Here is a 22264-nt window from a genome sequence, read left to right on the forward strand (position 1 = left end):
TTTGCGCACGTTGCTGGCAGACAATTTGGCACTGCACATAGGTAATCTGGCATCCGGCATAGCTATCTCCGTCAGCAAAAAGGTAATAATTCTCACTTACAATTAGAAATGCCTTTGGAGATACTCATGTTCGCGAAGACTCGGTTGGCGCTGTTGGTAGGATGGGTGACCGGCAGTGTGGCTTTTCCTCTGCTGGCGCAGGAAACAACAAAAAACGATACGGTCGTTGTCACCTCGCAAATGCAGAGCGGGGCCACGAAGCTTGCCACGCCGGATATTGAAACCCCGCAATCGGTATCCATCATTACCCGCGAACAGTTTGAAGAGCAGGGCGCAACCAGCGTGCGTCAGGCCGTTAGCTATACGCCGGGGGTATACAGCAATCAGATTGGCGCCTCCAACCGCTTTGACTACATTGTGCTGCGCGGCTTCTCCGATGGCAGCCTGGACAACGTCTATCTCGATGGTCTAAAGATGATGGGCGACACCAACTCACACAGCTCGCTGGTGGTCGATCCGTGGTTCCTTGAAGATATCGAAGTGGTGCGCGGCCCGGCTTCCGTGCTGTATGGCCGTTCCTCTCCGGGCGGTATTGTGGCGCTGACGTCGCGTAAACCGTCGTTTGACGCGGGTGGGGAAGTGAAGCTGTTTGCCGGCAACAATAACCAGCGCGGCGCGGCGTTTGACGTCACCGGAGCGCTGGATGATAACGATCGTGTGGCGGCGCGCCTGAGCGGGATGACGCGTTACGCGGACTCGCAGTTTGGCCCATTAAAAGAAGAGCGTTACGCGCTGATGCCCAGTCTGACCTGGCGGATCACCGACCAGACGCGTTTGGATCTGATGGCCTATCTGCATCGCGACCCGGAAGGCGGTAGCCACTCCGGTCTGCCTTATGACGGCACCGTGGTTCCGCATTACGGGCAAAAGATCTCTAACACCTTTTACGAAGGTGAGGATGATTACGACAAATACGATCGCCGTGAAAACATGGTGGGCTACAATATTGAGCACATGTTTGATAGCGGCTGGTCGGTGCGGCAAAAGCTGCGCTATCTGCATACCGACGTTGAACTGAACCAGGTGTATGCGGCGGGCTGGTTGAACGAAACCGAGCTTAATCGCGGCTATTCCGGCTCTGATGAAAAAATGTCGGCGATTACGCTGGATAATCAGCTCGACGGCAGCTTTGATACCTGGCAGGTCAACCATCGCCTGCTGGTGGGCATTGATTATCAGGATCGCAGCAACAATACCACCGGCTACTACGGCGCATTCCCGCCGATCGACGCTTTTAACCCGGTGTATGGCGCGAAGCCGGATTATATCGACATGTATGCGCGTGAGAAGCACAAGCTGCGCCAGACGGGCTACTATTTGCAGGATCAGATGTCATGGGATCTCTGGCGTATTACGCTCGGTGGTCGCTACGATCAGGTCAGCGTTTCTAACATTGATAAGATCAACGATACCCGCAGCGATCTGGATAAAAACAACTTTAGTACCCGCGCCGCGTTGCTCTATTTGTTCGATAACGGCTTTGCGCCGTACGTGAGTTATTCCACCGCCTTTACGCCAACCAGCTTTGCCGATGAGAACGGCAATCTGCTGGAGCCGATGAAAGGCAAGCAGTGGGAAGCGGGGCTGAAATATGAGCCGGAAGGGCTTAACAGTCAGTTCAGCGCGTCGGTGTTCCGCATTAATCAAACCAATATCGCCACCAAAGAAGAGCCGACCGATCCGTATCGCTCGATTGGGGAAATTGAATCTGAAGGGGTGGAGCTGGAGGCGATTAGTCAACTGACGGACAGCTTCCGTCTGCAGGCGGCATATACCTACACCGACATCCGCTACAAGAAAAGCAGTCCGGAGGAGCAGGGCAAGCGTGCCGTGTATGCTCCACGGAATCAGGCCAGCACCTGGCTGAGCTACGATGTGAAAAGCGGCCCGCTGGATGGTCTGACGCTCGGCTCGGGCGTGCGTTATGTCAACGGGATCACCAGCGATCGTCTGAATACACACACCCTGCCATCTTATACGTTGGTGGATATGGCGATTGGCTACGATTTAACGAATATCGGTATTAAGGGACTGAGTGCTCAGTTGAACGTCAACAACCTAACCGATAAACGCTACGTTGCGGCCTGTAATTCGCTCTCATACTGCTACTTCGGCGCTGAGCGCAGCATTGTCGGCAGCGTATCCTGGAAATTCTGATGCTTTAGCCGGATGGCGGCGCTGGCACCTTATCCGGCCTACTGTAGTGTGTAAATTGTAGGCCTGATAAGCGCAGCGCATCAGGCCTAGTGGGTTGCGGCTATTGCGTAAAACCGTTTTGCATACAAATCTGCGCGCTGGTTCTCAGAGTAAAGGCGATTTTGTCTGGGTACTGGCTGTAATAGTTATGCTCTTCTTCCAGCCCTTTCGCCTGCGCCAGACGTACCGTTTCCAGTGAGCAGGTACGGTAGATCAGATCTTTATTCATATTGATCTGCTTCTCGCGCTGTTTGTCCGCAGACAGCGCCAGCCAGCTCTCTGACAGCGAGTAATCGTAGACTACCCGATTCCCTTTCGCCTGCACGTTCTCAATGGTAATGAATTGGTCGATTTTCAGTCTCGGCTGCCCACGCATTTTTTTCTTATCTTCTGCTGCGGCATATTGGGCCAGGGTATTAATATCCATACTGGCTATCTTCTGTTTATAAGTCTCGACATAGGCGGCGGGTTGCTGATAATGCTGAGCGTAAGCGTTTCTTAATTCCCCGTCGCTCATCGTACAACCCGCCAGAAACAGAGGTAATAGCAGTGCCAGTTTTATTTTAGTCATAATGCTGTCCCGTTTATTATTGGATGCAGTCGCCCATAACATAATAGAAAATGAATGATCACAGGTGATAGTTAAGGTTGTATAAACCGATGCGCGAAGGCACAAGTTCAATAGTCTTAAAATGGCAGAACAGGCGGGAAACCCTGCCAGAATTGGCAGGGTTATTAAAAATTAATGGCCGATCATTTTAGCCTTCGGGATCAGCTGGAAATACATGTGATCGGGCACCGGCGTATCCCAGACATTGGCATAAACCGCATAGCCAATGGTGGCAAAAAGGATACCCAGCACCAGGATAGTCATGACAACGCCTGACAATGCCGTTTGCCGCCATAACGATTTGCCGTTTCCTTGTTCCCCCGCAGGGGTGTGCAGTGAAAAGCTCAGCGTAGAGGCTACCGGGCAGGATTCAACGCAGGTCATACAGCCAGTACATTCCACGGTACGCACCTGAATCAGTCGATCGACCGGGATAGTAGACGGGCAGTTTTTCGCACATTTCCCGCAGTCAATGCAACTGTCTGCATTACGCCGGATTTTAAACGGCGAGAGCAGAGAGAACAGGCCAAGCAGTGCGCCATAAGGGCACAGATAACGGCACCAGGCATTGCGAATAAACAGGCTCAGAACGCTGATAACTACCACGAAAATAAGCGTGGCGGAGCCGATATGACGAAAGAAATCGAGCATCTTCACGTCAATGATCATGCCATAGGCCGACATTAGAAAGTACTGGATTCCCTGGGCGGGCATCGACAGAGCGATATACAGAAAGAATCCCAACAGCAGATACTTCAGACTGAGCAGTGGGATATCCAGCCAGCGCGGCAGCGTGAAGTTGCGACCCAATACTTTTTTTCCCAGAGTACCAAGCAGTTCGGAAAGCGTGCCAACCGGGCATAGCCACGAACAGAAGGCTTTTTTTAACAACAAGCTAATCAGGATAAACGCAACTAACAGCAGCATGGAGGCGGCATGGATGGGCGGGAGAAAACCGGTCTCCAGCGTGTAGCGGATATTCATCAAACCCGCGATCGGCAGCCACCCCTCAATACCGCCGGGTCTTGGAATATAGACGCTGGTACCGGCAGTTTCAAAATAGCGGACCCAATAATAAAACGTCACGCCAATATAGATATTGCTGGCCAGCAGGAGAAACTGGGTGGCTTTTCGCCAGGTACTGGCGTTACGCCAGTCATTCCACGGCAATTTGCCTCCGGTCGTGCCTGGGCGGCGCTGCCAGCGCGTGCTCTTTTTCCCGTTCATGGTTTTACACTATCCCTCATATTTCCCCTCCCGCATTCAGAAGGCGTCATCATCGGGATATGCTAGCGCTATTCAGATTTGGTGTATTTGATTTGCATCTTATTAAGCGGCTGTTATTTTTATAGCGCCAATAGGCCTGAATAAAAATAACAGCCCGATACTTATCGCAGGTCAGATAAATACCCTTAACGGGGTATTTATTTCTCCGTGGGAAAATAGGTTATTCCTGAAATATCTCTACGCGGTCACGGCCATTACTTTTCGCCAGGTACAGTGCCCGATCGGCTTTATCAACCAACTGCTTGTAGTCAGGATGGTAGTCATATTCGGCGATGCCAATACTGACGGTGACAGAAAATACTTCTGTCACTGAGGCCGCCATGCGCATCTCGGCAATTTTCATACGCAGCGTTTCGAGGATAATACTGGCCTGAGACTGATCTGACTCGACAAGCAGTATCATAAATTCTTCACCACCGTAGCGGAACACGTAATCGCTACTGCGAATATGATCATAAATAACCGCCGCGACGTTTTTGAGCGTCATATCACCGGTGTTATGCCCGTAGTTGTCGTTAATTTGCTTAAAGTAGTCGATATCCAGCATCGCCAGGGTAAAGGGCTTCCGGGTATGTAACGCCAGCGAGATCTCACGGCGCATAATGGTCGGGATAAAGCGTCGGTTAAGCAATTGAGTCAATGAGTCTTTACCATTTTCCTGCTTGACCAGCGCGTCGAACATTGAGGCGAGCAGGAAATGGATTTTTGCCGAGAGCTGGCGTACATCCTGCAACAAGCTCATCCGTTCAGGCTCTGTCGCCTGATGCTGATGCGACAGCGTGGTTGTCAGGCGGTTGTCGATTTCCGCAATCAGCGACTCCATTTCTTTCAGCAGATTGCTGTTGCCCAGAATGTATTTTCCCTTATGCGCGAACCACATACCAAAATCAGAATTCGCCAAAAGGACCAGCTCCCCGAAAGGCATTCCGGTGGCGATGTTATAGATAAACTGATTTTCCCAGTCGGTAAATGAACGTATTTGTCGCTCGCGTTCGACGTTAACGTCATCGTAAATGGTCTGCAGGCGATACTGTTCCTGGGTATGCAGTGAGTTTTGATAGCTGGGGGAATAGGAGACGGTCATGGCCTCCAGGGCGGTATCCATTGCCAGACTGCTGAAACAGATGGCATCGCTCAGCAGGGCGGGCGGGTAGTCCGCTTTCTTTTTCAGGACCCGATACAATTCATCTTTCAGCTTGCGCGCGCCGCGATTAACCAGATCGATAGGCAGCCCGATGCGGGCATGCACTACGCCAATTTTGCGCTGTTTTGCCAGCAGTTGTGAGAGGTCTTCGTTCGCGCTACCAAGTACGCTGCGTAGCCAGTCAAACATACTGCCGCTAAGGCGGGTGCTGACCTGTTCTGTATTGAGGAACAATGCGCTCTCCGCATGGGAGAGCATATAGTCATAAAAAACGCTCACTAAATGGCGGATCTCTTCGTCGCTTAATGATGTCAGGATCGTGTGAACTTCAGGGGATGTTTGACGTAACAACGCCTGCCATTCTGTAAGGAGTAATGTGTCGTTTACCGGAGCAACCTGTTCCATCTCACTGCCACTCAAAATGCGATTTAAAATTCAGGCGGTATTACGGACAATTACGTCACGATGGTCAAGTTAAACTCGCTTAACGATGGCTGATACCTTCATAAATAAGCCTGAGCGCGAAAACGCCGATAATGGCGCCTATCACCCGGCTGGCAACCCGCTGGATTCGACCATACGCACGGCGTACGGCGGGCAAAGAAAACGCCTGGCTGAGAAAAATACGCCAGATAACGGAAGACAACACAATACCTGCCCAGGCCATGAGCCTCGCCCACGTAGGCGTTTCTGCGCTGAGGGTGACAGAGAAGATACTAATAAAAAACAGAACGGTTTGCGGATTAGATAAATCCGTTAATAACCCGCGGCGGAAAAATACATACCAGGGGGCGGAAATCGGCTGCTGTAATGTTGGCATTTGCGGTGTAGCCTGATGACGAACACTATTCCAGGCAAACCATAGCAAGTAGGCGCCGCCGACAATTTTAATCAGTGAAAATATCTCTTCGCATTGGGTAATCAGCGTCGCCATGCCAAAGAGCCCGAGGCCGGAGTAGAACGCATCGCCTAAGGCCACGCCCAGACCGGTCATCACCCCTGCGCGTCGTCCTGACGCCAGGCTGGTTTGCACCACCACGAACAGGTTCGCGCCGGGATTAAAAAAGGTTAAAACAAACAGGCTGATGGTAAGTACGACGGCGTGTAAAGGTTCCATAAACAACGATTCCATTAGTAAGAGCGGGCCAGGGGCATGCTTAGACTGCTAACACTATAATTTTAGCGCGCTCGTCATTCTGCGTATTTACTCACACTGTATTGTGAAATGCGCCTAAATTTGCCAATAGCGTCTACGCCTGGTTTCTGTAACCCAACTGCGCCGGATAATGCCGCGGCGTGGGATCTTCTGTTATACGCGATACGCAAAATATCTTTATATTTCCGCCAGCTCTGGATCTTTTTTGCGGCCTGAACTACTTATTAATCATCCTTGACTCGCATGGCGAATGTTCAGGGGGCGATGATGGCATATATAACAAAACCTGGAGCTTTTATATGAAAACTGGAATTAAAGTACTTATTGGTGCGTTAGCTTTTGTTGTGTCCAACGCGTATGCCGCGGAATTTATGACGAAGGTTGAGTTTGAAAAGGTTGAGTCGCAATATACCAAAATCGGTGATATTTCAACAAGTAATGAAGTATCAGCCGCTGATGCGAAAGAAGACCTTCTGAAGAAAGCCGAAGAGAAAGGCGCAGATGTGGTGGTATTAACCTCCGGCCAAACGGACAATAAAATCCACGGTACAGCCAATATTTACAAGAAAAAATAATGCGCGGTACTGAAAGATAACATACCCGCCAGTCATTGCACTGGCGGGGTTTTTTTTTTTAGCCTGCGCCAGAACGTAGTTCTGCTGATACCGAGATATCGCGCAGCCGCGGTTTTATCGCCATTGAATTGCGCCAGCACCTGCTGCGGCGTCAGTGATGAAGTGACCTGCGGTGGGGCAGCAACAGCGGCCAGTTCAGGTAATAGCTGCTGTAGAAATTGTACGTTCAGCTCCGGCTGCGGTTCGACGCTTAAAAACAGCGCCAGACGCTCCATCATATTGCGTAACTCGCGGATATTTCCCGGCCAGCCATAATTGAGCAGCGTAGGCTGGCTCAGGGCTAATCCCTTACGCACGGGTTCAGAAAACGGTACATCCAGTTCTGCCAGCGACTGTTTTAAAAAGCCTTCCGCCAGCGGCAGAATATCGGGCAGCCGCTCGCGTAGCGGCGGCAGTTTAAGGCGCAGAATGCTCAGGCGATAAAACAGATCCGTACGAAATTCTCCCTGTTTCATCTCTTGTTCCAGGTCGCAGTGCGTGGCGCTGATCACCCGCACATCGACCGGAATCGGCTGATGTCCACCGACCCGGGTGACCTCTTTTTCTTCCAGTACGCGCAATAACCGGGTTTGTAACGGTAGCGGCATTTCGCCTATCTCATCAAGAAACAGCGTCCCGCCGTGGGCAATTTCAAACAGGCCCGCGCGTCCTCCCCGGCGGGAGCCGGTAAACGCGCCATCCTCATAGCCGAACAGCTCCGCTTCCAGCAATGATTCGGTGATGGCGCCGCAGTTGACGGCAACAAACGGCGGCGAAGGTTTTCCGCGCCGATTCTCCTGACGCGTAAAATACTCACGATGAATAGCCTGCGCCGCCAGCTCTTTACCTGTGCCGGTTTCACCCTGAATCAGCACCGGCGCACGCGAACGGGCGTAGAGCATAATGGTGTGCCGCACCTGTTCCATTTGCGCAGAGTGACCGCGCATATCTCCCAGCGCATAGCGGGTGCGCAGCATATCGCCAGAGGCGTATTGCCCGTTTCTGCGTAGCGTCAGACGGGTCATATCCAGCGCGTCGACAAAAGCCTGACGCACGGTGGCCGCCGAATAGATAAAAATGCCGGTCATGCCCGCTTCTTCCGCCAAATCGGTAATCAACCCCGCGCCGACCACCGCCTGGGTACCGTTGGCCTTCAGCTCATTGATTTGTCCACGGGCATCTTCTTCGGTGATATAGCTGCGCTGTTCAAGCTGCAAATTGAAGGTCTTTTGAAAGGCGATTAGCGCGGGGATGGTTTCCTGATAGGTAATGACGCCAATCGATGATGTCAGTTTTCCCGCTTTCGCCAGCGCCTGGAGTACGTCAAACCCGCTGGGTTTAATCAGGATCACTGGGATCGATAAACGGCTTTTCAGATACGCGCCGTTGGAGCCTGCCGCAATGATGGCATCGCAACGCTCGGTGGCCAGCTTCTTACGGATATAGGCCACCGCTTTTTCGAAACCCAGCTGAATAGGGGTAATGGTCGCCAGGTGGTCGAACTCCAGACTGATGTCGCGAAACAGTTCGAACAGGCGCGTGACCGAAACCGTCCAGATAACCGGTTTGTCATCGTTCACTCGCGGCGGAAGATGCGTATCAGCCATAAGCAACCCAAAAAGTAAGGAACCGAGTATAAGGGTTTAGTTGTGTTTCATAAATGTTGCAATGAAACATTCAAGTCAGTTTCATGAAACGATAGCTGACACGCTTTTGTGCAATAAAAACACAGGCTCTAAATGTAATTATCTGTTTTAAAAAGTAAAAATTGAATTTGCACAAAAGTTTCGGTCTTTGGCATACCCCTTGCTTTAGGTAAATCAACGAATGGTAACAAGTTGATAACAAGAGGACGGATATGTCTCTACACTCTCCAGGGCTGGCGTTTCGCGCCGCGCTCAGCAAAGAAAACCCATTACAAATCGTCGGCACCATCAACGCCAATCACGCTCTGCTGGCTCAGCGTGCCGGGTATCAGGCGATTTATCTCTCTGGCGGCGGCGTTGCGGCGGGGTCGTTGGGTCTGCCGGATCTCGGTATTTCTACCCTTGATGATGTACTGACCGATATTCGTCGTATCACCGATGTTTGCCCGCTGCCATTGCTGGTGGATGCGGATATTGGTTTTGGATCGTCGGCGTTCAACGTGGCGCGTACCGTGAAGTCGATGATTAAAGCCGGTGCCGCCGCGCTGCATATTGAAGATCAGATCGGCGCCAAGCGTTGCGGGCATCGTCCGAACAAGGCGATCGTCTCTAAAGAAGAGATGGTCGACAGGATCCGCGCCGCCGTGGATGCCCGCACCGATCCCAACTTTGTGATTATGGCGCGCACCGATGCATTGGCGGTGGAAGGGTTAGAGGCGGCTATCGATCGTGCCCAGGCGTATGTCGAAGCGGGGGCCGACATGCTGTTCCCGGAAGCCATTACCGAGTTGGCGATGTACCGCCAGTTTGCCGATGCGGTGCAGGTTCCGATCCTCGCTAACATTACCGAATTTGGCGCCACGCCGCTGTTTACTACCGATGAACTGCGTAGCGCGAACGTCGCCATGGCCCTGTATCCGCTGTCTGCCTTCCGCGCCATGAACCGTGCGGCTGAACGGGTCTACAACGTGCTGCGCCAGGAAGGCACGCAAAAGAGCGTGATCGACATTATGCAGACGCGCAACGAACTGTACGAAAGCATCAACTACTACCAGTTCGAAGAGAAACTCGACGCGCTGTACACAAAAAAGTAACCGTCGTAGGCCGGATAAGGCGAAGCCGCCATCCGGCAATAAATTTGTACCCTACATATTATAAAAATGACGAGGACAACATGAGCGACACAACAATCCTGCAAAACAACACGCATGTCATTAAACCTAAAAAATCGGTTGCGCTGTCAGGCGTCGCCGCCGGAAATACCGCGTTATGCACCGTGGGTAAAAGCGGTAATGACCTGCATTATCGCGGCTACGATATTCTCGACCTGGCGCAGCAGTGCGAATTTGAAGAAGTCGCGCACCTGTTGATCCACGGGAAATTACCTACCCGCGACGAGCTCACCGCCTATAAAAGCAAACTTAAAGCGCTGCGCGGCTTACCCGCAAACGTGCGCACCGTGCTGGAAGCGCTGCCTGCCGCATCCCACCCGATGGATGTGATGCGCACCGGCGTCTCCGCGCTGGGCTGTACGCTACCGGAAAAAGAGGGGCATACCGTTTCCGGCGCGCGCGATATTGCCGACAAACTGCTGGCGTCCCTCAGTTCGATCCTTTTGTACTGGTATCACTACAGCCATAACGGCGAGCGCATTCAGCCGGAAACGGACGATGATTCCATTGGCGGGCACTTCCTGCATCTGCTGCATGGCGAAAAACCGTCGCAAAGCTGGGAAAAGGCGATGCACATTTCACTGGTGCTGTATGCCGAGCACGAATTCAACGCGTCCACCTTCACCAGTCGTGTGATTGCGGGAACCGGCTCCGATATGTATTCCGCGATTATCGGCGCGATTGGCGCGCTGCGTGGGCCGAAACACGGCGGGGCGAATGAAGTTTCGCTGGAGATCCAGCAGCGTTATGAAACGCCGGATGAAGCCGAAGCGGATATCCGCAAACGCGTGGAAAATAAAGAAGTGGTGATTGGGTTTGGTCACCCGGTTTACACCATTGCCGACCCGCGCCATCAGGTGATTAAACGCGTGGCGAAGCAGCTTTCTCAGGAAGGCGGTTCGCTGAAAATGTACAACATCGCCGACCGTCTGGAAGAGGTGATGTGGGAAACCAAAAAGATGTTCCCTAACCTCGACTGGTTCTCGGCGGTCTCCTACAACATGATGGGCGTCCCGACCGAAATGTTCACTCCGCTGTTTGTTATCGCCCGCGTGACCGGCTGGGCGGCGCACATCATCGAACAGCGCCAGGACAACAAAATTATCCGACCCTCCGCCAACTACACCGGCCCGGAAGATCGCGTATTTGTACCGATCGAAAAGCGTTGCTAATTAAAACCTCTAAATATAAAAACAGGAGTTGTACCCTATGTCCGCACATATTTCGAACGTTCGCCCAGACTTTGACCGTGAAATCGTTGATATCGTTGATTACGTTATGAATTACGAGATCACCTCAAAGGTGGCGTACGACACCGCGCATTATTGCCTGCTCGACACCCTTGGCTGTGGCCTGGAAGCGCTGGAATATCCGGCCTGTAAAAAACTGTTAGGACCGGTGGTGCCGGGGACCGTAGTGCCGAACGGCGTTCGCGTACCGGGCACCCAGTTCCAGCTTGATCCGGTGCAGGCGGCGTTTAACATCGGCGCGATGATCCGCTGGCTGGACTTCAACGACACGTGGCTGGCCGCGGAATGGGGCCATCCTTCCGATAACCTCGGCGGCATTCTGGCGACGGCTGACTGGCTGTCACGCAACGCGGTGGCGGCGGGGAAAGCGCCGTTGACCATGAAAAAAGTGCTGACCGGGATGATCAAAGCCCATGAAATTCAGGGCTGTATCGCGCTGGAAAACTCCTTTAACCGCGTTGGATTGGATCACGTTCTGTTGGTAAAAGTCGCCTCCACGGCGGTGGTCGCGGAGATGCTTGGGCTGAGCCGGGATGAAATCCTCAACGCCGTTTCGCTGGCGTGGGTCGACGGCCAGTCGCTGCGTACCTATCGTCATGCGCCAAATACCGGCACGCGTAAATCCTGGGCGGCAGGCGATGCGACCTCCCGCGCAGTACGTCTGGCGTTGATGGCAAAAACGGGCGAGATGGGATATCCGTCTGCGCTGACGGCGAAAACCTGGGGCTTTTATGACGTCTCCTTCAAAGGGGAATCGTTCCGCTTCCAGCGTCCATACGGCTCTTACGTGATGGAAAACGTGCTGTTTAAAATCTCCTTCCCGGCTGAGTTCCACTCGCAGACTGCGGTAGAAGCGGCAATGACGCTGTATGAACAACTGCAGGCCGCGGGTAAAACGGCAGCGGATATCGAAAAAGTGACCATTCGCACCCACGAAGCCTGTATCCGCATCATCGATAAAAAAGGCCCACTGGATAACCCAGCGGATCGCGATCACTGCATCCAGTATATGGTCGCCATCCCGCTGCTGTTTGGGCGTTTAACCGCGGCAGATTACGAAGACGGCGTGGCGCAGGACAAACGCATTGATGCCCTGCGCGAGAAGATCACCTGCTTCGAAGATCCGGCCTTTACCGCCGATTATCACGACCCGGAAAAACGCGCCATTGCTAACGCCATCACTCTCGAGTTCACCGACGGTTCACGTTTTGAAGAAGTGGTGGTGGAGTACCCAATCGGTCATGCGCGCCGTCGCCACGACGGTATGCCGAAGCTGGTCGAGAAGTTCAAAATCAACCTGGCGCGTCAGTTCCCGACCCGTCAGCAGCAGCGCATTCTGGATGTCTCCCTGGACAGAGCCCGCCTGGAGCAGATGCCGGTCAATGAGTATATGGACCTTTATGTAATCTAAACCTGCGAGCGGCAAGGCGTAAGTTCAACAGGAGAGCATTATGTCTTATAGCGAGTTTTATCAACGTTCGATTACGCAACCGGAGTCGTTCTGGGCCGAGCAGGCCCAGCGCATTGACTGGCAGCAGCCGTATACGCAGGTGCTGGATCACAGCAACCCGCCGTTTGCCCGCTGGTTTTGCGGCGGCAAGACCAATTTGTGTCATAACGCCATCGACCGCTGGGTGGAGAAACAGCCTGAGGCGCTGGCGCTGATTGCGGTGTCATCGGAAACCGAAGAAGAGCGTACCTTTACCTTTCGTCAGCTGTACGACGAAGTGAACGTGGCGGCGGCAATGTTGTTGTCTCTGGGCGTACAGCGCGGCGACAGGGTATTGGTTTATATGCCGATGATCGCCGAGGCGCACATTACGCTGCTGGCCTGCGCGCGCATTGGGGCGATCCATTCGGTAGTGTTCGGTGGCTTTGCCTCGCACAGCGTGGCGGCACGCATCGACGACGCCCAACCGGTGATTATCGTTTCGGCGGATGCCGGCGCGCGCGGGGGCAAGATCCTGCCGTATAAAAAGCTGCTCGATGATGCAATCAGTCAGGCGCAGCACCAGCCGCGTCATGTGGTATTGGTCGATCGCGGTCTGGCGAAAATGGCGCGGGTAGAGGGGCGCGACCTCGACTTTGCCGCGCTGCGCCAACAGCATCTTGGCGCGCGGGTGCCGGTGACGTGGCTGGAATCGAATGAAACCTCCTGCATTCTCTATACCTCCGGGACAACCGGTAAACCGAAGGGCGTCCAGCGTGACGTTGGCGGCTATGCGGTCGCGCTGGCAACCACGATGGATACCATTTTCGGCGGTAAAGCGGGCGGCGTGTTCTTCTGCGCGTCGGACATCGGCTGGGTGGTTGGGCATTCGTATATCGTGTATGCCCCACTGCTGGCGGGGATGGCGACGGTGGTGTACGAAGGGCTGCCAACGTATCCGGACTGCGGCGTGTGGTGGAAGATTGTTGAGAAGTATCAGGTTAGCCGGATGTTCTCCGCGCCAACGGCGATACGCGTACTGAAGAAATTCCCGACCGCGCAGATCCGCAATCACGATCTCTCCTCGCTGGAGGTGCTGTATCTGGCCGGGGAACCGCTGGACGAACCGACCGCCAGTTGGGTAACGGAAACGCTGGGCGTCCCGGTTATCGATAATTACTGGCAGACCGAATCTGGCTGGCCAATTATGGCGATCGCCCGTGGGCTGGACGACAGGCCGTCGCGGTTGGGCAGCCCTGGCGTGCCGATGTATGGCTATAACGTGCAGTTGCTCAATGAGGTCACCGGCGAACCCTGCGCAGCGAATGAGAAGGGTATGCTGGTGATTGAAGGGCCACTGCCGCCAGGGTGTATTCAGACCATCTGGGGCGATGACACACGGTTCGTAAATACCTACTGGTCGCTGTTTTCTCGTCAGGTATACGCCACTTTTGACTGGGGCATTCGCGATGCCGACGGCTATTACTTCATCCTCGGTCGGACGGATGACGTCATTAACGTCGCCGGACATCGACTGGGTACGCGTGAGATAGAGGAGAGTATTTCCAGCTATCCAAACGTCGCAGAAGTGGCGGTGGTCGGCGTGAAAGATGCACTGAAAGGGCAGGTGGCGGTTGCATTTGTCATTCCGAAGCAGAGCGATAGCCTGGAAGACCGTGACATCGCGCATTCAGAAGAGAAGGCGATAATGGCGCTGGTGGACAGCCAGATTGGTAATTTTGGCCGTCCGGCACACGTCTGGTTTGTGTCGCAGTTGCCGAAAACGCGCTCCGGTAAAATGCTGCGTCGCACCATCCAGGCAATCTGTGAAGGCCGCGATCCCGGCGATCTGACGACCATTGACGATCCGGCGTCGCTGCAGCAAATTCGCCAGGCGATCGAGGAGTAGCCGTTATTCATTGGCCCGGTGGCGCGATGCTTACCGGGCCTGAATTTTAATCGACTTTCTTATACGGTCCATGATAGTAATCAAACGGCGCATAGACCGTATCCGCCACAAAAGACAGCGGCACATCGACAAATAGCAGCGCTAAATCGAAATAATTGTAATCGTAAGCGCCTGGGTTTTTAAGTTTAGCCATGTCGTGGTGCGTACCCACATAATAGGTATTCGAATCCTTGCCTTCCGTGCGCGCATTAATGCTGCCACATCCTGAAAGTAATGCGCTGATCAAGAACGCCATTACCGCAACCGTCTTTCTGCTCATCCTGTGACCTGGGTTTACCGTCTCGTTTACCATAGCAGGTTAAAAGCGGCTTTTTGTCCGCAAAACTTAAACCACCGGGTCAGGACTCACAGAGTGAGAATTGCACGTTGTAGGCCGGATAAACCGCGTGAGTGGTGCATCCGGCAAAGAGGCTTTTACAGCGCGACGCTTTCGCGACGACGCAGCAGGGAAAATGGCCCCGGTCCACTTAGGGTAAATACGGAGATCAGCGTGAAGCTCAATGCAATTATCCCCAGCACCAGATAAGCCCCCTGGAAACCAATGTTCTCATACATTTTCCCGGCCAGAACTGACATGAAAATCATTGCCAGCTGTTTGAAGAAACAAAAACACACCAGGTAAATCGTGGCCGAGAAACGCACTTCAAACTGACTGGTGATGTATTTGAAGCAACCGACAATCAGGAACGGTATCTCGAACATATGCAGCGTTTTGAGGATAACGACTTCCAGCGCCGTGGTGGCGAATGATGAACCAATGATCCGTACCGACATGATCGTACCGGCCAGCAGCAGGGCGTTCTTTCCGCCGATGCGGTTCACGATCAGCGGAGCAAAGAACATGATCGAGGCGTTGAGTAATTCCCCCATGGTTGTGACGTAGCCAAACACACGGGTGCCCTGTTCGCCAGTGGCAAAGAACGAAGTAAAGAAGTTGGCGAACTGCTGGTCAAACACATCATAAGTACAGGAAACGCCGACCACGTACAGGGAGAGAAACCAGAGTTTTGGTTGTTTGAATAATTCCAGCGCCAGCTTCAGGCTGAATGCTGAGTTGTTGGCGCCTACCGCATCCGCGACTTTTGCAGAAGAGGGGGCATCTGCTTTTGAAAAGAACAGCAGCAATGCCAGAATGACCGCACAGCCAGAACCTAACCAGAAGACAAACTGGTTATTGATGGTGAACATAATTCCTGCAATCGAGGCGCACAGCGCCCAGCCCACACAGCCAAACATGCGTGCGCGACCAAATTCAAACTTGCTTCGGCGGCTGGCCTTTTCAATATAGGCTTCAATCGCCGGAGCGCCGGCATTGTAAATAAAGCCAAGATAAATCCCGCCGACAATCGACCCCAGTAAAATATTAACCTGTAATAGCGGGCCAAAAACGTAAATAAAGAACGGGGCAAACATTACCAGCATTCCAGTAATTACCCACAGCAGGTGTTTTCGCAGGCCAAGCTTATCGGAAAGTAGTCCGAAAACAGGCTGAAATAATAATGAAAACAGTGAAATACAGGCGAAAATGATCCCAGTGTCACCTTTACTGATATGGTTCACATCGTGTAACCAGATCGGAAAGAAGGGGAAATAAGCACCCATAATGAAAAAGTAAAAGAAAAAGAAAAAGCCGAACATCCAAAAGTTAGTGTTTTTTAAATAATACATGACAGACTTCCTCAGGAAAAATAAGGGCAGGTCATAACCTGCCCATTATTATTATGTTTAACCCCAGATAACCTGGTAGTGATAACGTCCGGCACTCAACAAAAACTCCGGCGACACGGAAGGACTCCATGAATCATCGCCGCCGACGCCCATATGGAAGCCATCAATATTGAGCCAGGTACCCGCCTCCGGTTGCAGCAGATGACGGTGGCTGGTTTCCATTAGTTGCTGTTGGCTAAAGCGGCTGATGTTGAACAGGAAGTCGCCACGCCATTGATGCGTGCCGTATCGCAGTTCGCGCGTGCCGCAGCGCAGACCGTTTTCGCTCGGGAAAACATACGGGGTGTACATCTCATCGAGTGACAGATCCCAACGGTCAAAACAGGCGGCGCTCAGGCGATCCGGGTAGTTCTCATGTGGGCCGAGACCTAACCAGTTCACACGCTCGGCAACCTGCGACAACTGGCAGCTCAGGCCAATACGCGCCGGATGCGGCGTGCCGCTGGCAACATCGACATCCACCGTTACCAGCATCTCGCCATGACCGTTGATACGATACGATTTACGGCTGATAAACAGCGTTTCACCCTGATACTGCCACGCATGTTCGGTGGTAATCAGTACTGCGTTGCTGAGCGCGTCGGCAGCACAGTGCAGTAACGTTGCTGCAACCTGATAATGACCGGCGGCCTTCCAGCGTTCAACCCAGGCATTCGGGTCAATGCGGGTTGACTCGCTGACGCCGATGTCGTTGTCCAGCGGCGCGCGGGTGAACTGGTCGGTCAGTGGGGATAACAACTGGGCTGTATCATCAAGCCAGTATTGTGTCAGCAGGCCAGACCGACGGTCGAATTGCCAACGCTTGTTGTCGTTCTCCACAGTAAAGCTGTTTTCGCTAACGTTGAGCTGTGGCGCGGTGCGGACAGTTGGCTGCCGCGCCAGGCTGAGTTTCTCTTCCAGCTTCCACTGCTGCCAGGCGCTGATGTGCCCGGCGTCTGACCAGGCGGTGGCGCGAGGCTGTTCCACGCGCACCGACAGCCACAGTTGGCCTGCGGTTTCCGGCATCGGGCAATCTGGCAGGGTAATCACCTGGCGGCCCTGCGGGGCAATATCCAGAACGATTTGTCCGGCGGCCAGCGGGTTGCCGTCCTGGGCAATCGACCAGTGCAGAACTTCGTTATCGCTGCGGCGGAACAGATATTCGCTGGTCACTTCAATCTGGCGTTCAGCGCCCGGCAGTAACGTAAACTGGAAAAACTGCTGTTCATGTTTGGCCTCGTATAACGCCGGATGCGGGGTGCGATCGGCGAACACCAGTCCGTTCATGCAAAATTGACGATCGTTAGGCGTGTCGCCAAAGTCGCCACCGTAGGCTGACCATGCCTTGCCATTATCATCGTGTTTAATCAGCGATTGATCCACCCAGTCCCAGACAAACCCGCCCTGCAGTCGCGGATACTGACGAAATGCCTGCCAGTATTTGGCGAAGCCGCCGAAACTATTGCCCATCGCATGGGCATATTCACAGAGAATGAGTGGACGCTGCTCGCCGGGCATCGACAGCCACTTTTTAATCGACCATTTAGGTACCGCCGGGAAGGGCTGATCCTGATCGACGCGGGCGTACATCGGGCAAATAATGTCGGTCGCCGCGGTATTCGCGCCGCCGCCTTCGTACTGTACCGGGCGTGACGGATCCTCTGATTTTATCCAGCGATACAGCGCGTCGTGATTGACGCCATGACCGGATTCATTGCCCAGCGACCAGATGATAATGCTCGGATGGTTGCGATCGCGCTGCACCATGCGCGTCACGCGCTGGCTCATGGCAGGCAACCATGTGGGATCGTCGCTCAGGCGATTCATTGGCACCATGCCGTGGGTTTCGATATTGGCTTCGTCGACCACGTACAGGCCGTAGCGATCGCACAGGGTGTACCACAACGGATGGTTCGGGTAATGGGAGCAGCGCACGGCATTAAAGTTGTTCTGCTTCATCAGCAGAATGTCCTGCACCATCGTCGCCTCGTCCATCACCTGACCGTTGACCGGATGGTGCTCATGACGGTTGGTGCCGCGAATCAACAGCGGCTTACCGTTTAACAGTAGTAGGCCGTTTTTGATATCAATCTGACGAAAGCCGACGTCACAGGCTTCTGCTTCAATCAGCACTCCATCCGCGGTATGTAACTGCACAACGGCACGGTACAGATTGGGCGTTTCGGCACTCCACAGCGCTGGCTTTTCGACGTTCAGTCGCAGGCTAACCCGGTCATGATAAGCGCCGCGTTCATCAATAATCTCGCCGCCGAGTAGGGAGGTCGTTTCGTCAGTCAGCGTTTCAGCTTCCCACAATTGCAGGGTAACGCGTAAATCTTCGCTCGCGTTGCCCGCCACTCTGACTTCCGCTTCCAGCACGGCGCGGCTGAAGTCATCGTTAAAACGGGTGTTAATGCGCAGGTCACTGATTTGCGTAGTGGGCTTATGCAGCAAAGATATGTCGCGAAAGATACCGCTCATGCGCCACATATCCTGGTCTTCCAGATAGCTGCCGTCGCTCCATCGCAGCACCATCACGGCCAGGCGGTTTTCGCCGCGCAGCAGATAATCGCTCAGATCGAATTCAGACGGCAGACGACTGTCCTGACCGTAGCCGACCCAGCGACCGTTGCACCACAGATGAAATGCGGAATTGACGCCGTCAAAAATAATGCGCGTCTGACCTTCATCTAACCATGCGTCTTCGATATTAAATGTGAGCGAGTAACATCCCGTTGGGTTCTGTGCCGGAACGTACGGGGGATTAACCGGAATCGGGTAGGTGACGTTGGTATAAATTGGCGCGTCGTAACCGTCCATCTGCCAGTTAGAGGGGACGTTGATAGTGTCAGCCTGTGGCAGATCGCTTGTCAGCCAGCTTTCCGGCACAGCCTCCGGCGCGGGAAACCACGCGAATTGCCACTGGCCATTCAGCGAGCGTAACTGAGTTGAGCGCTGATTAGTTCGCGCATCATCTGCTGAGCGCCAGCTACAGAAAGGTGGGTGCGCCTCCAGGCGGTTGAGCTGCGTGACGCCGGGATTTTCCCAGTCGCGGCGGGCCAGAACAGCGGAGAGTGAATCTGTGTTCAGGTTCATAACGGTATCCTGTTTGAATTTGTTATTCGCTCACAATTTCAATCAAAATACGGATAAGCGCTCCCGGCTGTAAAGGATAGGGCGTTTAATGAGTGAACTGACTCACATAATTGTTATGCGTTCACATTTTAGGTGTGAGCTGAGAAACTTGCCGCGCAAGCTGGATGAGTGAATCCGCCAGCGCCTGGGGAGAGGTGGTTTGCGTATCGGGAGGCAGAACCGTTTTGCGCTTCACCAGGGTTACGGGCAGCAGTTGGTTGCCCACGGTTGATTCGCCATGGGGATGTTGCAGCAGCCTGTCGACGCTGGTTTCACCCAATAATGGAAAATCCTGCCTGATGGTGGTTAGCGGTGGAATGTAGCAGGCGCTGTCTTCTGTGTCATCGTAGCCGATCACCGAGATATCCATCGCCACCCGCAGGCCGAACTCGCTGATTGCCCGCATCGCGCCCAGCGCCATTTGATCGTTAGCAACCAGCATAGCGGTGGGGAGATTACCGCTATTGAGCAGTTGCAGTGTTTGTTGAAAACCAGACATCGCGCTCCAGTCGCCTTCCAGCTCCGCGACGGGTTGCAACTGGTAGTACGCCAGATATTTATGCCACCCCGCATGCCGAAGCCCTGCCGAAACCGAAGTGTGCGGCCCGCTCAGCAGGGCGATACGCTGATGTCCGTGCTGTACCAGATGTTCAACGCCAAGGCGTGCGCCGTCATCATGGGAGAAAATCACGCTGTTAATGGGCGTCTGGTCAGAGACATCGAGAAACAACACCGGCACCGTACCGCAGGCGGCAGCCACGGCAATGGCGTCTTCTTCATCCAGCGGATAGTTAATGATAAGTCCGGTTACGCGTTGGGAAAGCAGGTTGTGGACCGCGGCTTTGCATGCTTCAACGCCGCTGCGCTCGACCATGGCGATCACCACGCTGGCACCGGACTGGTCGGCGCGGGATTTTATGGCGGCAACGATTTGTGAAGGGGCGTGCAGGGCAAGATTCGCCGTCACGACGCCAATCAGCGACGTCTGTTTACCTGCCAGTTGCTGTGCGACGCGGTTAGGGATGTAATTGAGTTCCGCCATCGCGGCCTCAACTTTCTGTCGGGTTTTTGCAGAAACGTGGCTGGCCTGATTTACGACGCGCGAGACGGTCTGGTAAGAGACTCCTGCATGGTCTGCCACATCGTATAGCGTTACCGGTTTCACGTTTATCACCCCTGTCATGATGTTTTCTACGCGCTATGATGCCACAGCGGAACAGTTTTGGGGGATTTGCGCATGGGTTCTGCGAGGCGCATTCCAGGGTTGCGTCTCTGGCAGCGGAGGATTTATCGTCGTGATTATTAACAGAATAAAAAAGCGAGGACATCGTGAGCGACGTTGCGGCAAACAACATTCTGTCCATCTACCGACGCCATGCGGATGCCTTTGCCAGCCAGCGCTCACGCGCCCTGTTCGAGAAAAGCTGGCTGGATAAGTTCATCACCGTGATGGGCGGGCAGGGCAGCATTGTGGATATTGGCTGCGGGAATGGTCAGCCGATTGCCGGGTATTTTATCCAGCAAGGTTTTCAACTCACAGGGATTGATGGTTCCGCAGCGATGCTGGTCCGCGCCCGGCAATCCTTTCCCGCGCAGCGCTGGCTGGAGCAAGATATGCGGGAGTTGGTGCTTAACGAGACGTTCGACGGCCTGATTGCGTGGGACAGCTTTTTCCATTTAACCCAGCAAGACCAACGAAAGATGTTCCCGATCTTTGACCGGCTTAGCCATCCCGGCAGCGCGCTGATGTTTACCAGCGGTACCGGGAACGGCATTGCGATGGGGCAATTTGAAGGCGAGCCGCTATTTCACGCCAGCCTCGCGCCGGACGAATACCGCGCATTGTTGTCAGCGCATGGCTTTGCGGTGGTCGAGATGGTGATGGAAGATCCGGAATGCGCAGGGCACACGGTGTGGCTGGCGAAAAAAAGCTAAATGCCGCGAAAGGTTTTGCGCCATTCGGCGGGGCTGACGCCGAAATGAGATTTAAAATGCTGACGCCAGGTGACAGGCGACTGAAAACCGACCTGTTCGGCGATGCGTTCAACGGGCAACTGACTGGACTCCAGTAACGCCTGGCTGCGGCGAAGACGCTCGACAATCAACCACTCTGCCACGCTCGATCCGGTGGCTTTCATAAAGTGACGGGTTAACGTGCGACGGCTCATCATCAGCCGCTGCGCCAGCGCATCGATACTATGCTGCTCGTGGATATGCAGGCGTAAATAATCAAGCAGGGCATTTATGCGCTGATCCTGGGTATTTTTCGCCACCGGCTGTTCGATAAATTGTGCCTGACCACCTTCGCGATGCGGCGGCACAATCATCCGCCGCGCAATCTGATTCGCTGCCGTGCTGCCAAAACGTTGGCGGATCACGTACAAACAGCAATCCAGCGCGGCGGCAGTGCCTGCTGAGGTAATAATACCGTCGTCATCCACATACAGAGCGTTGATATCCAGACGCGCCGCCGGGAAGCGGGCCTGAAAATCCTGCTCGAACTCCCAGTGCGTGGCAGCCCGTTTGCCATCCAACAGACCGGCATAGCCGAGGACAAATGCGCCCAGACACAGCCCGACAATTTGCGCGCCGTTTTGTCGGGCGTGGTTGAGCGCATCAAGCAACCCTTGCGGCGGGCGATGTGCGGTAGTGCCCCAGTAAGGGATTACCACGATGTCGGCAGCCTCCACCGCTTCATAGCCATGAGCTGCGTTAATCGAGAAACCGTCCTGCGAGGAAACAATACCGGGCTGTTCGGCGCACAATTGCACGTCGAAGCGCTTTTTCGCCGCTACTTTGTCACTGAAAATGATGCACGGCACCGAGAAGTGAAACGGGCTGAAATCTTCCACGGCGACAATAGCGACGGTAAGCGGCTGCATACGATTC

At 53.9% G+C, this 22264-nt stretch carries 17 protein-coding genes; 7 read left to right on the forward strand and 10 right to left on the reverse strand.

What is annotated here, in order from left to right:
• Positions 1–108: 108 nt before the first annotated feature.
• Positions 109–2217, forward strand: coding sequence for a ferrioxamine B receptor FoxA (foxA, locus tag FDX09_RS05450; RefSeq protein ID WP_137346896.1), 2109 nt, complete (start codon positions 109–111; stop codon positions 2215–2217).
• Between the two features lie 100 nt (positions 2218–2317).
• On the opposite strand, the gene FDX09_RS05455 is transcribed toward foxA, so the two are convergent.
• The 4 genes from FDX09_RS05455 to FDX09_RS05470 form a co-directional block, all read right to left on the reverse strand.
• The gene (locus FDX09_RS05455; RefSeq protein WP_038637968.1) at positions 2318–2827 is read right to left on the reverse strand and encodes a hypothetical protein; all 510 of its coding nucleotides are present in this window, start codon (positions 2825–2827) and stop codon (positions 2318–2320) included.
• A 171-nt stretch (positions 2828–2998) separates the two neighbouring features.
• Positions 2999–4093 (reverse strand): 4Fe-4S binding protein, encoded by a 1095-nt coding sequence (locus FDX09_RS05460; protein WP_137346897.1) that lies wholly within the window; start codon positions 4091–4093, stop codon positions 2999–3001.
• Positions 4094–4313: 220 nt separating this feature from the next.
• Positions 4314–5702, reverse strand: coding sequence for a diguanylate cyclase (locus tag FDX09_RS05465; protein WP_137346898.1), 1389 nt, complete (start codon positions 5700–5702; stop codon positions 4314–4316).
• Positions 5703–5781: 79 nt separating this feature from the next.
• Positions 5782–6414 carry a LysE family transporter gene (locus tag FDX09_RS05470; protein WP_038637976.1) on the reverse strand — a complete coding sequence of 211 codons (633 nt, stop codon included), beginning with the start codon at positions 6412–6414 and terminating at the stop codon, positions 5782–5784.
• A gap of 338 nt (positions 6415–6752) precedes the next feature.
• Here FDX09_RS05470 and yahO point away from each other — a divergent pair, with 338 nt between their 5' ends.
• A complete protein-coding gene (yahO, locus tag FDX09_RS05475; RefSeq protein WP_006685820.1) occupies positions 6753–7028 on the forward strand; it encodes a DUF1471 family periplasmic protein YahO in 276 nt (91 codons plus the stop codon).
• Positions 7029–7060: 32 nt separating this feature from the next.
• On the opposite strand, the gene prpR is transcribed toward yahO, so the two are convergent.
• Positions 7061–8674: a propionate catabolism operon regulatory protein PrpR gene (prpR, locus tag FDX09_RS05480; protein WP_137346899.1), complete on the reverse strand. Its 1614-nt coding sequence runs from the start codon at positions 8672–8674 to the stop codon at positions 7061–7063.
• A 251-nt stretch (positions 8675–8925) separates the two neighbouring features.
• Between prpR and prpB the strand changes: the two genes are divergently transcribed.
• From prpB to prpE, 4 genes are all read left to right on the forward strand, one after another.
• On the forward strand, positions 8926–9807 hold the full coding sequence (prpB, locus tag FDX09_RS05485) for a methylisocitrate lyase (RefSeq protein WP_038637980.1): 882 nt from the start codon (positions 8926–8928) through the stop codon (positions 9805–9807).
• 80 nt (positions 9808–9887) lie between these two features.
• Positions 9888–11057 (forward strand): 2-methylcitrate synthase, encoded by a 1170-nt coding sequence (gene prpC / locus FDX09_RS05490; RefSeq protein WP_038637983.1) that lies wholly within the window; start codon positions 9888–9890, stop codon positions 11055–11057.
• Positions 11058–11094: 37 nt separating this feature from the next.
• Positions 11095–12546 carry a bifunctional 2-methylcitrate dehydratase/aconitate hydratase gene (locus tag FDX09_RS05495; RefSeq protein WP_042310272.1) on the forward strand — a complete coding sequence of 484 codons (1452 nt, stop codon included), beginning with the start codon at positions 11095–11097 and terminating at the stop codon, positions 12544–12546.
• 40 nt (positions 12547–12586) lie between these two features.
• Complete coding sequence (gene prpE / locus FDX09_RS05500) at positions 12587–14473, forward strand: propionate--CoA ligase (RefSeq protein WP_042310270.1); 1887 nt, start codon at positions 12587–12589, stop codon at positions 14471–14473.
• A gap of 46 nt (positions 14474–14519) precedes the next feature.
• On the opposite strand, the gene FDX09_RS05505 is transcribed toward prpE, so the two are convergent.
• From FDX09_RS05505 to FDX09_RS05520, 4 genes are all read right to left on the reverse strand, one after another.
• Positions 14520–14792 (reverse strand): YceK/YidQ family lipoprotein, encoded by a 273-nt coding sequence (locus FDX09_RS05505; protein WP_137346900.1) that lies wholly within the window; start codon positions 14790–14792, stop codon positions 14520–14522.
• A gap of 155 nt (positions 14793–14947) precedes the next feature.
• Positions 14948–16201, reverse strand: a complete 1254-nt coding sequence (locus FDX09_RS05510) for an MFS transporter (protein WP_069323906.1) — start codon at positions 16199–16201, stop codon at positions 14948–14950.
• Between the two features lie 57 nt (positions 16202–16258).
• Positions 16259–19336 (reverse strand): beta-galactosidase, encoded by a 3078-nt coding sequence (locus tag FDX09_RS05515; protein WP_137346901.1) that lies wholly within the window; start codon positions 19334–19336, stop codon positions 16259–16261.
• Positions 19337–19457: 121 nt separating this feature from the next.
• Entirely contained in the window at positions 19458–20549 is a 1092-nt protein-coding gene (locus FDX09_RS05520) for a LacI family DNA-binding transcriptional regulator (RefSeq protein ID WP_137347007.1), read from the reverse strand.
• Positions 20550–20704: 155 nt separating this feature from the next.
• Here FDX09_RS05520 and FDX09_RS05525 point away from each other — a divergent pair, with 155 nt between their 5' ends.
• Positions 20705–21310, forward strand: a complete 606-nt coding sequence (locus FDX09_RS05525) for a class I SAM-dependent methyltransferase (protein WP_137346902.1) — start codon at positions 20705–20707, stop codon at positions 21308–21310.
• On the opposite strand, the gene FDX09_RS05530 is transcribed toward FDX09_RS05525, so the two are convergent.
• Positions 21307–22257, reverse strand: coding sequence for a helix-turn-helix domain-containing protein (locus tag FDX09_RS05530; RefSeq protein WP_121528655.1), 951 nt, complete (start codon positions 22255–22257; stop codon positions 21307–21309). The two genes, FDX09_RS05525 and FDX09_RS05530, sit on opposite strands and share 4 nt — an antisense overlap.
• Between the last annotated feature and the right edge of the window lie 7 nt (positions 22258–22264).

Origin of the sequence: Citrobacter sp. wls717, from assembly GCF_005280955.1 — a bacterium.
GTDB lineage: Bacteria > Pseudomonadota > Gammaproteobacteria > Enterobacterales > Enterobacteriaceae > Citrobacter > Citrobacter werkmanii.